Origin of the sequence: Blautia sp. OM07-19 (assembly GCF_003481595.1) — a bacterium.
In the GTDB taxonomy this organism is placed as follows: domain Bacteria; phylum Bacillota; class Clostridia; order Lachnospirales; family Lachnospiraceae; genus Blautia_A; species Blautia_A intestinihominis.
Map to the genome: position 1 here is coordinate 29,290 of NZ_QULA01000001.1, position 14,481 is coordinate 43,770.

A 14,481-nucleotide genomic window follows, 5' to 3' on the forward strand; every position below is an offset into this window, starting at 1 on the left:
CAGCATGAAATATATAAAATTTCAGGATAAAAAAGGAACGTTTACCATTCAGAGTCCGGAAAACTACAGTGGTCTGTATTTTCCGCTGGCGGGTGATGGGGGACTGAAATCCAGTATCACTCCGAACCTTGGAGGAGACAGCAAGACAGATCAGAACCATTTTCTTTTGGAACCGGTAAGTATTGAAAATCTTCACAATAATCGCAGTACCAGAAATTTCTGGTGTCGTATAGAAGGTAAGGGATGCTGGTCTGCAACGGGAATTTCAGCAGAGCAGGAATTACAGAAATTTACAGAAGCTCAGGATAAAAGCATTCTGGAAGCCGGTTTTATGTGGCAGAAAGTGACCAGAACTTCTGCAAAATATGGTCTTCAGTCAGAAATCACTTCTTTTGTTGATGTGGACGGAGCAGCAGAGATTGAACTGGTCAGAATAAAAAATATATCTGAAGAAGTGACAAAAATAACTCCGATCGCTGCAATACCACTTTATGGAAGAAGCGCGGACAATATTCGAGATCATCGTCATGTGACATCGCTTCTTCACAGAATCAATACAACAGAATATGGTGTGGAAGTCACACCGGTTCTGTCTTTTGATGAAAGAGGTCATCAGAAGAATCATACCACCTATTTTGTATATGGATATTCAGAAAAAGGCGATGCGCCGGAGGCGTTTTATCCTACTGTGCAGGAGTTTATAGGAGAGGGCGGTACCTATCTGAATCCAGAAGCAGTAAGAGAGAACAAGCTAGGCAGAAAGGCAGGAAGCAGAGCTGAGGGAAAAGAGGCAATGGGAGGCATCCGCTTTGCGGATGTTGAGCTAAAGCCGCAGGAAACAGCAGGTTTTATCATACTGGCAGGACTGACAGAGAAGAAAGAGAGTATTGCCAAAACTGTCGCAAAATACAGGACAGAAGAACAGGTGGAGAACGTTCTTGAAGAGGTGAAATCCTACTGGCAGAAAAAAGTAAATGTATCTTATGAAACCGGTGATGCAGATGCTGATAACTATATGAAATGGATCAGCTTTCAGCCGCTACTGCGAAGAATCTATGGCTGTTCTTTTCTCCCATACCACGACTATGGAAAAGGCGGACGGGGATGGAGAGATCTCTGGCAGGACTGTCTTGCACTCCTGATCATGAATCCGGCTGTAGTGCGTCAGATGATTGTTGCCAACTATGGCGGTGTCCGCATTGACGGAACAAATGCCACGATTATTGGAAATAAACAGGGAGAATTTATCGCGGACAGAAATAATATTGCCCGTGTCTGGATGGATCATGCATTCTGGCCGTTTGGAACGACGAAGCTGTATATCGACCAGACCGGTGATATGAATATTCTGTTTGAAAAAGTTCCATATTTCAAAGATCTTCAGTCAGGAAGAGGAACAACACACGATGAAGAATGGAATACAGCTTACGGAAAACAGCAGAAAGTAGAGAGCGGAGATATTTATTTCGGAACAATTCTGGAGCATATTCTTCTGCAGAATTTAACTGCTTTTTATGATGTGGGTGAGCATAATGAAATGAAACTCCATGGAGCCGACTGGAACGATGCCATGGATATGGCGTGGGACAATGGTGAGAGTGTGGCGTTTACCTGTGCCTATGCAGGAAATATGAATAACATTGCAGACTGCCTGGAAAACCTGGAACGCATAAGCGGAATTAACCGGGTTGAGATTGCCAGTGAAATGGAATGTCTGTTTTCCTGTGGAAGAGATCTATATGAGAATGCAGACAAAAAAAGAGAACTGCTGGGTTCTTACACCAAAAAGTGTGCACACAACATCAGCGGCGACACAGTGATTGTCAGAATTGATGAGATAGTCAGAAATCTGCGTGAAAAAGCAGAATGGATGATGGAAAATATCCGAAAGAATGAATGGATCACAGATGGTGGAGACGGATGGTTCAATGGTTATTATGATGACCACAAGAATCCGGTAGAGTGCTGCGAAAAAGATCGTGTACGCATGATGCTGACCAGCCAGGTATTCGCGATCATGAGCGGAACTGCAACAAAAGAGCAGACTGCCGCGATCAGCAGAAGTGCAGATAAATATCTGTTCGATGAGAAAGCAGGCGGTTATCGACTGAATACAAATTTCAGAGAAGAGAAATTTGATCTCGGCAGGATGTTCGGCTTTGCCTATGGTGAAAAAGAAAACGGAGCTGTTTTCTCTCACATGGCAGTCATGTATGCAAATGCTCTGTACAGTCAGGGATTTGTAAAAGAAGGATATAAAGTGCTCAATACACTTCTTCATGCGGCAATGAACTTTGAAAGCAGCTATATGTATCCAGGTCTTCCTGAATATTTTGACAGTGATGGAAGAGGGCTGTATGCATATCTTACCGGTGCAGCAAGCTGGTATATGCTGACCATGATCACAGAAGCTTTTGGAGTAAGAGGAGAGATTGGCAATCTTGTGATCGCACCAGCACTTATGGCAGAACAGTTTGATAAAGAAGGAAATGCATCACTCTATCTGGAATTTGCAGGAAAGAAATTTGAGGTTCACATTTCCAATCCAGACAAAAAGGAGTATGGAGAATATCAGATTGTTCAGGCGTACTGTGACGAAAAAGAAATAGAAAAAAGAGCAGGCGGAAGTGCCTGCATGAAAAAAGAGACGATTGAACAGTTGTCTTCAGATGAGACACATAATATTACTATAGTATTACAATAAAAACAACCCGACATTATGTAGCAAAATGACATAATGCCGGGTTGTTTTCTGTTTTTCTCAATGCCGGAGAGAGACAGAGGCATGTCTGCTGGTCTACCACATGGATTTGTAGTATTTGTCGCGGTATTTCTTTGGTGTCAGTCCTGTATAGCCTTCAAAAATCTGTATAAAGTGACTCTGTGAGGAAAAGGAAAGATACGCCGCAATATCCACGATAGACTGATCAGAATATCTGAGAAGATGAGTGGCTTTTTCTATTTTCTGTTCACGGATGTAGTCACTGATCGATACACCAAGATTCTGCTTGAATATACGGGAAAGATAATTGCAGGACAGCCCTGTATGTTCAGCCAGATCCTGAATGGTGATTCTTTCTTTTATGTGACTGTAGATATAGTTGATGCATTCAATGACAGGTTTGGACAGAACAGAACTTTTTTTCTGAAGAAGCATTTTTCCGGTAAAATCTTTTGCCATAATATGGTGGAGGTCTGCAACTTCACGGACTGAAGTGCAGGAATCCATTTTTAAGATATAGAAGTCGCTGAGGCGATAGGCCTGCTCCGGTTCCAGTCCTCCGTCAATGCAATAACGGGTCAGCATGGCGGTAGTTACCACAAAATGATATTTGATATTGGTCAGAGGATTTCTTGAAAGGACACCAGTTCCTTCGAGATGAAGAAAGGAATCGTTTTTGCAGTTTGCAGTGACAGTCTCCATGTCTCCGCTTCGGACTGCATTATAAAAAGAGTATTCTACGGAGGGAGAACGGTGCAGGATCTCCATATCATCGTTTTTCATTTCAGTGTGGTACCAGTCTTTTGAAATTGCCATAAATATCACTCCTTAATGTGTTGATTTTTTATATTATGACATGAATCTGACATTTTGTTAAGATTAATAATATATTTTGAATGTCAAAAATGATATAGTATCATCATCAAAGAGAAAACAGTGAAAAATGCTTTGAACAAGGAGGAATTTTTAATGAAAAGAAAATTTGTATCTGTAATCCTGACAGCAGCAGTTGTTGCAGGAACACTCTCAGCAGCAACTGTAGTAAGTGCGGATTCCGGAGAAGGAAAAGTGATCAATATTTATTCCTGGAATGATGAATTTCGTCAGAGATTGGAAGCTGTATATCCGGAAGTAGAATCTACATCAAAGGATGGAACAGTTACAACACTGAAAGATGGAACAGAGATCCACTGGGTCATTAACCCGAATCAGGATGGCGTTTACCAGCAAAAACTGGATGAAGCATTGATGAACCAGGCGGATGCGGCAGACGATGACAAAGTAGATATTTTCCTGTCAGAGACAGACTATGTAAATAAATATACAGACAAAGATGCAGATGTGGCAATTCCGCTTAAAGACCTCGGAATTGATCCTGACAAAGATCTTGCAGATCAGTATGATTTTACAAAAACAACAGCATCTGACACTGATGGAGTACAGAGAGGTTCTACATGGCAGTGTTGCCCGGGAACTCTGGTATATCGTCGTGACATCGCAAAAGATGTATTTGGAACAGATGATCCGAAAGCAGTAGGCGAGAAATTAAAGGACTGGGATACAACAAAAGCAACAGCAGAAGAACTGAAAGCAAAAGGATACTACACATTTGCTTCTTATGCAGATACATTCCGTCTGTATGGAAACAGCATCGAAAATTCATGGGTAGAGCCGGGAAGCACAACGATCAAAGTTGACCAGAAGATCATGGATTGGATAAGTGATTCAAAAGAATGGCTGGATGCAGGATATCTGAACAAAACTGTAAAAGGTCAGTGGAACGATGACTGGAACAAAGCTATGAGCTCTGACTCCAAAGTATTCGCATTCCTGTTCCCGGCATGGGGAATTGACTTTACCCTGAAACCAAACTGGGATGGCGAAGACGGTGCCTGGGCTGTTACAAACCCACCGCAGGAATACAACTGGGGCGGATCTTATATCCATGTAGCAACAGGAACAGACAACACGGAACATGCAAAAGATATTATCCTTGCTCTGACTGGAAACAAAGACAACCTGTTAAAGATTTCCCAGGACTATGCTGACTTTACAAATACAAAATCCGGTATGCAGGAGGCTGCTTCTGACGATGCATTCGCTTCTGATTTCCTCGGTGGACAGAATCCATTTGAATATTTTGCACCGGTTGCAGAAAACATCAAAATTGCCCCGCTTTCCCCTTATGATCAGGGCTGTGTAGAACTGCTCCAGAATGCTTTCAGCGATTATTTCCAGGGAAATGTTGAGTTTGACAAAGCAAAATCAAACTTTGAAACAGCAATCATGGAACGTTATCCGGAAATCACAGAAGTACAGTGGCCGGAATAAATGATCAGATCAGCAGGGTACAGAGTGCCCTGCTGTTTATTGGAAAGGAAAGGCATTTATGAAAAAAAAGAAAAAAAATATTGATTACGGAAAATGGGGCTTGTTATTTATTCTTCCATTTTTTATCGCGTATCTGATATTTTCTCTTATTCCTTTGATCGATACTGTAAGATACAGCTTTTTCGAATATTATCGTTCGGGTATCAAGGTAGTAGGTCCGAATTTTGTCGGCATGAAAAACTACATCAGTCTTTTGAAATCAGATATGTTCCTGTATGGAAAAAACACATTGATCCTGTGGCTGATCGGTTTTGTTCCGCAGATCGTGGTTGCACTTGTACTTGCCTGCTGGTTTACAGATCTTCGAATGAAGATCCACGGCAAACAGTTCTTTAAAGTAGTTATTTATCTGCCGAACCTGATCATGGCGTCTGCATTTGCCTTATTATTCTTTACGATGTTCTCTACCAATGGTCCGGTCAACTCTATTCTGCTGTCTCTGGGTGTTCTGAAAGCACCGATTGATTTCCTGGGTTCTGTTCTGGGAACAAGAGGACTGATCGGATTTATGAACTTTATGATGTGGTTTGGAAATACAACGATCATGCTGATGGCGGCAGTTATGGGTGTAAGTGTGGAGGTCTATGAGGCTGCTGATCTGGATGGATGCAATGGAATTCAGAGATTTTTCTATATTACACTGCCAATGATCCGTCCGATCCTTGCATACACACTGATCACATCTATCATCGGTGGTCTTCAGATGTTTGATGTTCCTCAGATCCTGACAAACGGACAGGGTAACCCGGACAGAACATCCATGACACTGATCATGTTCCTGAACAGTCATCTGAAGAGCAAGAATTATGGAATGGCAGGTGCATTATCTGTTTACCTGTTCATCATCAGTGGTATCCTCTGCTTCTTTGTTTACAGAATGACCAATGACAACGATCCAGATGGTTCAAAAAAGGCAGCTAAGAAACGTGCAAAAGAAGAAAGGAGAAGAGCAAGATCATGAAAACAAATTCAGGAAAACGTGTGATGAGCATTTTCGCACATATTGTACTCATTCTCTTATCTTTTATGTGTCTGTTTTTCTTTGCGATTCTGCTTATCAATGCAACGCATTCACATGCAGAACTGCAGAAAGGCTTTTCTATCATTCCGGGTAAACATTTTCTGGATAACCTGAGAAGTGTGGCAAATGATGGAAGCTTTCCAATGTTCAGAGGAATCATTAACAGTGTGATCGTGTCCGGATGCTCTGCAGCATTATGTACATACTTTTCTTCCCTGACTGCATATGGCATTTATGCTTATGATTTCAAGGGAAAGAAAGTTGCTTTTACTTTCATCATGGCAATCCTTGTTATGCCGACACAGGTAACTGCAATGGGATTCCTGAGATTGATCACAAAGATGGGAATGTATGATTCACTTCTTCCGCTGATTATTCCGTCCATTGCTTCACCGGCAGTATTTTACTTTATGTACAGTTATTTACAATCTTCTCTTCCGCTGTCACTGGTGGAAGCTGCCAGAATTGACGGATCTGGAGAGTTCCATACATTCAACCGTATTGTACTTCCAATCATGAAACCGGCGATCGCAGTTCAGGCAATCTTTACCTTTGTTGGATCATGGAACAACTACTTCGTACCGGCATTGGTTATCCAGTCCAAGAACAAGATGACGGTTCCGATCCTGATTGCAACATTACGAGGTGCTGATTACATGAACTTTGATATGGGTAAGATTTACATGATGATCACTGTTGCTATCGTACCGATCATTATTGTTTATCTGCTTCTGTCAAAATATATCATCGCAGGTGTTACGCTGGGTGGCGTAAAAGAGTAAAAAATAAAAGTTATCATCAGTCAGAAGAACGCAGCAGGATATTCTTGTATAAAGGATAAAGAATGCTGTCGTTCTTTTGTTGTATAAAATAAATTCAAACGTTAGCAGGAGGATTATATATGAAAGATGTATGGGGACACAGTGGAAGTATGGATCAGAGTCTGTCTGAACTTGAAATCAGACACCGGACTCTGGCAAGAGAAGCGGCGGTGGAAGGTATTGTACTTCTGAAAAACGAAGGAGTACTTCCTCTTTCCACAGCTTCAGCTATTGCACTGCTTGGAAGTGGGGCAGAAAAGACTATTAAAGGCGGAATTGGTTCCGGTGATGTAAATAACAGAGAAAATATTTCCATTTATCAGGGAATGAAAGAAGCAGGTGTGACTATTACCAGCGAGGACTGGCTGGAGGATTATGAAGAACGTTATAAAAACGCACGAAATGTCTGGAAAGAAAAAATCCTTGAGGATGCAAAGCACGTAGATAATCCATTTGATGCATACGCAAGCAACCCTTTTATTCTTCCGGAAGGACGGGCTGTTGAAGCAAAGGATATCGCAGATGCAAAAGCAGCTGTGTATGTGCTCAGCCGTATTTCCGGAGAGGGTAAAGACCGCCGCAGGGTAAAAGGAGACTATTATCTGAGTGAAAGAGAAGCAGCAGATCTTTTTTTCCTGAATGAAAAAAAGATTCCGGTCATCCTGCTTCTGAATGCGGGTGGTCCGATCGAACTGACTGACATTCTGGAAAATACAGAGAACATAAAGGCAATCCTTAATATTTCCCAGCCGGGGCAGGAGAGTGGATATGCGGTTGCAGACATCCTGCTGGGAAACTGTGTACCAAGTGCGAAACTGACGACAACCTGGGCGAGAAGATATGAAGACTGCCCTTTTGCAGAGGATTACAGTTATCTGAATGGAAATCTGGATACCGAAGAGTACAAAGAAGGGATTTTTGTCGGATACCGTTATTTTGACAGCTTTGGCAAAAAGCCACTGTTTCCGTTTGGATTCGGACTGTCCTATACAGAGTTTAAAATAGAATTCAAAGGGATTGAGACTTCGGAGAAAGAACTTACAGTTGAAATGAAAGTTACTAATATCGGAGATACTTATGCAGGAAAAGAAGTTGTGCAGATTTATGCATCTCTTCCTCAGACAGAGGTAAAGAAAGAATATCGCCGTCTCGTTGGGTATGCAAAAACAAAGCTTTTGCAGCCGGGAGAAGCTGAAACATTGAAGATCACAGTTGGACAGAAAGAACTGGCATATTTTTCTGAGGAAAAACATCAGTGGATCGTAGAAAAAGGAAACTATGGTATCTGGACCGGAAACAGTTCTGTATCTCTCGAATACAGCAGCACTGTGAAAGTAGAGCAAAGTGTATCGTTGGAGGATACCTGTGTCCTGGAAAACACAGCAGAGATAGAAGAAGAACTGTGGAAAACGTACGAATGCAGAAAAACAACGGCAGATAACAGTCATTGTATTGTTTTTACACCGCATCCAGAAGAGAAAAAAATATACAGATCAGCTTATGCCACGGAACAGATGGCAGAAGATCTGATTCCTCTTCTCTACGGAAATATTGCAGAAACAACAAGTACTCTGGGGGCAGCAGGAATCCGCGTTCCGGGAACCGCAGGTGAGACAACAGAAGGACTTCTTGACAAGTATGGTGTTCCATCGCTGATCATGGCAGACGGACCGGCAGGTATTCGATTGCAGCAGCACTATGAAGTGGACAGGGCAACAGATACCGTTTATGGAATCGGTGTACTGGGGGCACTGGAGAATGGCTTCCTGGTAGACAGAGAAGAGCATGAGGGTGCTGACCAGTATTATCAGTACTGCACTGCATTCCCGGTAGGAACTGTAATGGCTCAGACCTGGAACAGAGATCTGATGCAGAGATTTGGAGAAGCGGTTGCACTTGAGATGGAAGCATTTCACGTCAATCTGTGGCTGGCACCGGGTCTGAATATCCACAGAAATCCTCTTTGTGGACGAAATTTTGAGTATTATTCAGAAGATCCGTTCCTCTCAGGAACGCTGGCAGCATCTGTAACAAAAGGTGTGCAGTGCCATAAGGGATGCGGCGTTACAATTAAGCATTTTGCATGCAATAATCAGGAAGATAACCGTATGGGGGTGGATGTAAAGATTTCAGAGAGGACGCTCAGAGAAATTTATCTTCGTGGATTTGAAATTGCAGTGAAAGAGGGACAGCCGGCAGCAATCATGTCTTCTTACAATCTTGTCAATGGAGTGCATGCGGCGAACAGCAAAGATCTGTGTACCAGAATTGCCCGGAAAGAGTGGGGATTTGATGGAGTTATCATGTCCGACTGGAATACAACCGTACCGGAAGATGGAAGTGTTGCATGGAAATGTGCTGCGGCAGGAAATGACATTATCATGCCTGGAAATGCAGAAGATGCCGAGAGTATTCGCGAAGCATACAGAAACGGAGATCTTACAGAAGAAGAAATCCGTTCCTCTGCAGGCAGGATTCTTAAACTGATCAGTCAGCTGGCATAGAATTGTTACATCTTCAGTGCCAGATACAGCCGCACAGCATCCTGAAACTCCCGCGGGTTGTATCCGCATTTCTTATGGATATGATTGAGCCGATACTGGATCGTATTCTTATGCAGATACGTTTCCTCGCAGGTCTTTTTGAGGGACATGTCACAGGAAAAGTAAATACGAAGTAATTCAAGGTCTTCCGGAGAAAGCTTATCGAGGGTTTTCTCCAGGAAGGCTTTTTTGTTACGGGAATTTATGGAGGCGAGGATCAGTTCCAGATCCAGAGAGGAAGCCTCTGCATAGTTAGATCCGGCAGGCATGGATTTCAGTGCAATCTCGGCAGAAAAAGCAGAATCTGCGATTTCATGGATTGAGGACGGGTTTCCCACAGCTATGCACAGAGTGCCTGCATATTTCTGTGCGAAATCCAGCAGAATTTGTCTTTGCCGGTGGAAAACCTTGTCTTCGATGACAGCAAGATACTCATCCGGGTACACAAAAGTAAAAAGCTGATTGTCAAGCTTCTGAAAAAGCCGGGAGATGGCAGTGTCCAGAGAAGCGGAGAGTGCAGGTCCATTGTCAGAATGGATTTTCAGGCGAAGAAGCTGCCAGGACTTTTTTTCACTGATGTTCCACCGGGTTAGATTTTCTCTGAGATAATCCGGGTGGATATCCTCATGGTCGATCAGCCCGCGCAGGATATAGCTTTTTTTGTCAGATTCTGTGCGGTTAAAAGCGTCCAGTTCCTTCTCACGGATCAAAAGCCGGGTGATCCGTTCAGCCAGTTTGGCATATTTGCGTACTTCATCGGGATTTCCGGTGATACCGATGACGGCGATCATCTTGTGATTATGGTAGACAGGAAGATTGACACCCTGCTGTGTGCCGGTAAAGCGGTCATTTTCCCGAACTTCGATCACAGTACCGCGCTCGGCCGTCTGCTGTCCGATTTCATGAAAGGTCCCGATGCGTGTCGCATCTGTGCTGGCAAAAATCGTCCCGGAACAGTCAATGAAATTCACGTTCTGTCCGCACAGATCCCGGACGGTATCTACGATCTGCTGTGCGAGTGCTCTGGTGATGTAAGGTGTCATGGTGTTGCTCCTCGTGCTGCTTTGTGGGCTTTTTTAGTCTGGTACATTTTCTGGTCGGCGAGATTGATATAGTCATTGAGAGAGAATACAGGATCGTCAGCGATGACACTGCCAATGCTTGCTTCAATTGGAAACGAGAAATGACTGGCAGAAGAAAATTCAGCCAGAGCGTGCTGGATATTTTGTTCCAGTTGATGAAGCTTTCTTATGTCAAGATCAGGAACGACACATACAAACTCGTCGCCACCATAGCGCATACATATGGAACCGACAGGACAGTTCTGCCGGAGAACGGAAGCAAAGCGGCGGTATCCCTCTACCCAGGCATAGGTAACGTAACGTTTCCAGCCGTCTGTGATAAGTGCTATTTTTTTCATGATAAAATACCCCATTATTTTATATAGTAAAAAACCCGTTCTTCATATTATAACGAATCAGCCGCCAAAATACCAGTTTTATACGCAAAAAAGCCCGCTGGCATACGGGAGAGGGACCAGCGGGCAAAGGGAGAAAAGGGACAAAGTTAAAGCAGACGGAATACCTGTTCCACCGCTGCAGCCATATTGGCTTTGGCAGTAGCCGGATCCATGGCTTCACTGAGGGTGGAGATTCCACGGATGATCGGGAAAAATGCATCAATACCGGCTTCGTTGCAGGCAACGGCTTCTTTTGTGACGCTTCCTGCAAAAGCGACGGTTTTTGCACCATATTTTTTGCCGAGTTTTGCGACGCCTACAGGAGCTTTTCCCATGGCGGTCTGATGATCCAGACGACCCTCACCGGTTACGACAACATCGGCGTTTTTCATTTCGTCCTCAAGATGGACAGCATTCAGGATAAGCTGGATGCCAGGAGTCAGTTCTCCGTTTAAGTAGCTTAAGAATGCAAAACCAAGTCCGCCTGCGGCACCTGCACCGGATGCGTTCATGTTGTCTTTTCCGATGGTCTGTGAGGTGACTTTTGCATAGTTTTCCATTCCGGCATCGAGGACCGGAAGCATTTCGGAAGTAACGCCTTTCTGCGGACCATAGATGTAAGTGGCACCCTGGAAGCCGCAGAGCGGGTTTGTGACATCACATGCGATCTTGAAATTACACTGGGAGAGAAGCTCAGCATTGTCGGAAAGTCTGACGGAAGCCACTTTGGCAAGAGCCTGTCCGCCTTCGCCGGTGTCCTGACCGTCTTTGTCAAGGAAAGTAAATCCAAGAGCCTTAAGCATTCCGATCCCACCGTCATTGGTAGCACTGCCGCCGATTCCGATGATGAAATTGCGGATTCCCTTGTTGATGGCGTGAAGGATCATTTCACCGACACCGTAAGTGGTAGCGATCATAGGATCTTTCTGCTCGGAGATCGTGATCCCGGCGGCAGAAGCCATCTCCATGACAGCAGTGTTGGTGTCCTTGAGATAACCATAATATGCGTTGACCGGTTCATGATAAGGTCCGGTAACTGTGACATCGACACGTTCTCCATTCAGCCCTTCGATCAGGGCATCCGTAGTTCCCTCGCCGCCGTCAGCCAGTGGTTTGACGATCACTTCTGCATCTTTATGTGCGGCAAGAACGCCGGCTTTGACAGCCATGCCGGCTTCCATGGAAGTCATGCTTCCTTTAAATGAATCAACAGCAACTACAACTTTCATAACAAAACCCCCTGTTGGTAATGTGAATGTTTTTTTGAAAAAGCTGCTCAGGCAGTAAACGCAAATGTGTAAGGTGATTGGAGGAACTGAACAGCTTTGATGATGTTACTATAGCATGTGCGGGATGAAAAAGATATGTCTTTGATACTGAAAAATAAAGATAAATTTACGAAATATATATACTATATAACAAAATATTTGAAATGAAGCGGATAAAAGAATTGTAAAGTGCAGATCTGCATGATGAGTATAATGCGATAGTCTGAACGTGGTGCCTGCTTGTAAAAACAGATACCACGTTTGTCTATTCTTTATTTGGGTTCTTTTCCAGCAGCAAATACCATCATCATCTCGTTAGTAAGACTGCTGTTGTTGTCCTGACCGATAATTTGATCACGCTCAAACCACTGTGCTATGGAAAGCTCTTCGTGATCCACCGTGAGAGTATCCTCTCCGTCTACATCACAGAAAAATCCGAAAAGTAAAGTGCCGGAGAAGGACCATGGCTGGCTCTTGTAATAACGAAGATTTTTGACTTTAAGGCCGACCTCTTCCATGACCTCACGCTGGACGGTCTCTTCAATGGTTTCCCCAATTTCTGCAAATCCGGCGATCAGAGCATATTGTTTAAAACTCCGGCCTTCATATTTGGAACAAATGATCTTGTCACCGTTTGTGATGCCGACGATGACAGCCGGCATAAGTACCGGGTATTCCCGACGGCCGCAGGAAGGGCAGTACATCATACGCTCTTTTGTGTCATGCTTCATTGGTTTTCCACAGCATCCGCAGAAACGCCGATTTTTGTACCAGAACCAGAGCTGATATCCAGTGACTGTGGCGAAAGCAAGATACTGTGGCTGGACATAACGAAGCTCTCTTGTTTCATGGAATTCATAGCCCGGCAGCAGGGATGTATCAAGTCCCGGGATCAGATAAAAACGTTCCTGATCAATGGAAAAAAGATAGATATAATTTTCGTACAGATCGCTTACATTTCCTTCCAGTTCGCGAAAACGTGGAAGAGAGATGGAAACGTCATCTTCTTTTTTATGGAAGAAACACTTTCCATTTTCGTAAGCGAGAATGATGCTGTTGCCATCCGGTGTGACTGGTTTATATTCATTGTGATAAGTATGCGGTGCGATATCCTGAATCATAAAAAATCCTCCTTTTGGTGATAACTACGTAGTGGTCATGCAGGACCGGAAAATATAATTCAGTATAGGACACACGCAGAAAAAATGCAACACAGAGAAAAAACGGGTGTGAAAAGAGATTATAACTTTTTACTTATGAATTTGTGAAAAAAGTATCAGATACTATTGACAATGACCAAAGGGTATGCTATTATAATGTCAGTATAATTCCATATTGAACATATGAAGTGCTGGCTGTGTCCGCGTAGCAGTCAGAAGAGGGAATCAGGTGAGAGTCCTGAGCGATCCGGTCACTGTAACAGAGGAGCGAACCTTCATTATCCCATTGTACATAGTATGAGAAGGGGAAGGCAAGCGATGATCCTGAAGTCAGGAAACCTGCTTTGTATGGCGAGGTTAAACTTCCGTGTAAAGTGTAACAACCAACTTAGGGATATCCGCAGTCCCAGAGTGTTGTCTGCTTATTGGAAGCAGGCATTTTTTTATGGAATTCGCCTGTTCGTATGAATTATACCTCATGCTTGTAATTGCGGTGGCCGCCGCAGAGCATGGTAACCCATTAAGGGTATGATTAAATGGCAGGCGATACTGCTTCGGATGCATTCGTTCCCTCCGCATATTTGAACGGATTCATTGTCTACCCCGGAGCAGCATCGCAAATCCTCTATAAGAATGTTTGAATGACAGCATGACATTGGTCATAGCTGCTTTTTTTATATTTTCTTATAGGATATAATAGGATGAAAAGGGGATGGAGGTGAATATTATGGAGAAACCGTATTGGGAAGGGAAACATTATTCCTATTTCAGCAATAAGGAGTGTGAATATTTTCCATGCCATAAAGGGGCAGACCCGGAGAACTTTAATTGTCTGTTTTGTTATTGCCCGTTGTATGCACTGGGTGATAAATGTGGCGGGAATTTTAAGTTTACGGATAAGGGATTTAAGGACTGCACGGATTGTCAGCTGCCGCATAAGAGGAAGAATTATGGGTATGTGACTGGGAAGTATGCGGAGTTGGTGGAGTTGATGAAGAAGATGGGGTAGATGAGGAATGGGGACGCCTACGGAGAAACACCTCCTGTACGGATGACATTCGCTCACCGGGGTGTGGTCCCTGAACGCCGCCCGTAG

At 43.6% G+C, this 14,481-nt stretch carries 11 protein-coding genes and 1 riboswitch; of the genes, 6 read left to right on the forward strand and 5 right to left on the reverse strand.

The annotated features are described in order from the left end of the window. Nucleotides 1–4: 4 nt before the first annotated feature. On the forward strand, nucleotides 5–2,704 hold the full coding sequence (locus DXC01_RS00120) for a GH36-type glycosyl hydrolase domain-containing protein (RefSeq protein ID WP_118697953.1): 2,700 nt from the start codon (nucleotides 5–7) through the stop codon (nucleotides 2,702–2,704). 93 nt (nucleotides 2,705–2,797) lie between these two features. On the opposite strand, the gene DXC01_RS00125 is transcribed toward DXC01_RS00120, so the two are convergent. Continuing rightward, nucleotides 2,798–3,538: a helix-turn-helix domain-containing protein gene (locus tag DXC01_RS00125; protein ID WP_022215749.1), complete on the reverse strand. Its 741-nt coding sequence runs from the start codon at nucleotides 3,536–3,538 to the stop codon at nucleotides 2,798–2,800. 153 nt (nucleotides 3,539–3,691) lie between these two features. Here DXC01_RS00125 and DXC01_RS00130 point away from each other — a divergent pair, with 153 nt between their 5' ends. From DXC01_RS00130 to DXC01_RS00145, 4 genes are all read left to right on the forward strand, one after another. Then, nucleotides 3,692–5,053 carry an ABC transporter substrate-binding protein gene (locus tag DXC01_RS00130; RefSeq protein ID WP_118697954.1) on the forward strand — a complete coding sequence of 454 codons (1,362 nt, stop codon included), beginning with the start codon at nucleotides 3,692–3,694 and terminating at the stop codon, nucleotides 5,051–5,053. Between the two features lie 58 nt (nucleotides 5,054–5,111). Then, entirely contained in the window at nucleotides 5,112–6,074 is a 963-nt protein-coding gene (locus tag DXC01_RS00135; RefSeq protein ID WP_022215751.1) for a carbohydrate ABC transporter permease, read from the forward strand. Beyond that, complete coding sequence (locus DXC01_RS00140; protein ID WP_118697955.1) at nucleotides 6,071–6,916, forward strand: carbohydrate ABC transporter permease; 846 nt, start codon at nucleotides 6,071–6,073, stop codon at nucleotides 6,914–6,916. Before DXC01_RS00135 ends, DXC01_RS00140 begins: the two co-directional genes overlap by 4 nt. Nucleotides 6,917–7,035: 119 nt before the next feature. Then, nucleotides 7,036–9,459, forward strand: a complete 2,424-nt coding sequence (locus DXC01_RS00145; RefSeq protein WP_118697956.1) for a glycoside hydrolase family 3 protein — start codon at nucleotides 7,036–7,038, stop codon at nucleotides 9,457–9,459. 5 nt (nucleotides 9,460–9,464) lie between these two features. Here DXC01_RS00145 and DXC01_RS00150 read toward each other — a convergent pair whose 3' ends face one another. The 4 genes from DXC01_RS00150 to nudC form a co-directional block, all read right to left on the reverse strand. Beyond that, the gene (locus DXC01_RS00150) at nucleotides 9,465–10,541 is read right to left on the reverse strand and encodes a CdaR family transcriptional regulator (RefSeq protein ID WP_118697957.1); all 1,077 of its coding nucleotides are present in this window, start codon (nucleotides 10,539–10,541) and stop codon (nucleotides 9,465–9,467) included. After that, a complete protein-coding gene (locus DXC01_RS00155; RefSeq protein ID WP_158583598.1) occupies nucleotides 10,538–10,918 on the reverse strand; it encodes a diguanylate cyclase domain-containing protein in 381 nt (126 codons plus the stop codon). Before DXC01_RS00155 ends, DXC01_RS00150 begins: the two co-directional genes overlap by 4 nt. A 146-nt stretch (nucleotides 10,919–11,064) precedes the next feature. Then, complete coding sequence (locus tag DXC01_RS00160) at nucleotides 11,065–12,186, reverse strand: glycerate kinase family protein (protein ID WP_118697959.1); 1,122 nt, start codon at nucleotides 12,184–12,186, stop codon at nucleotides 11,065–11,067. Between the two features lie 311 nt (nucleotides 12,187–12,497). Next, the gene (gene nudC / locus DXC01_RS00165; RefSeq protein WP_022215759.1) at nucleotides 12,498–13,346 is read right to left on the reverse strand and encodes an NAD(+) diphosphatase; all 849 of its coding nucleotides are present in this window, start codon (nucleotides 13,344–13,346) and stop codon (nucleotides 12,498–12,500) included. 208 nt (nucleotides 13,347–13,554) lie between these two features. Continuing rightward, nucleotides 13,555–13,746, forward strand: a riboswitch (cobalamin riboswitch). Nucleotides 13,747–14,112: 366 nt separating this feature from the next. Here nudC and DXC01_RS00170 point away from each other — a divergent pair. Beyond that, nucleotides 14,113–14,394: a cysteine-rich small domain-containing protein gene (locus DXC01_RS00170; RefSeq protein WP_022215760.1), complete on the forward strand. Its 282-nt coding sequence runs from the start codon at nucleotides 14,113–14,115 to the stop codon at nucleotides 14,392–14,394. The last annotated feature ends 87 nt before the right edge of the window (nucleotides 14,395–14,481 follow it).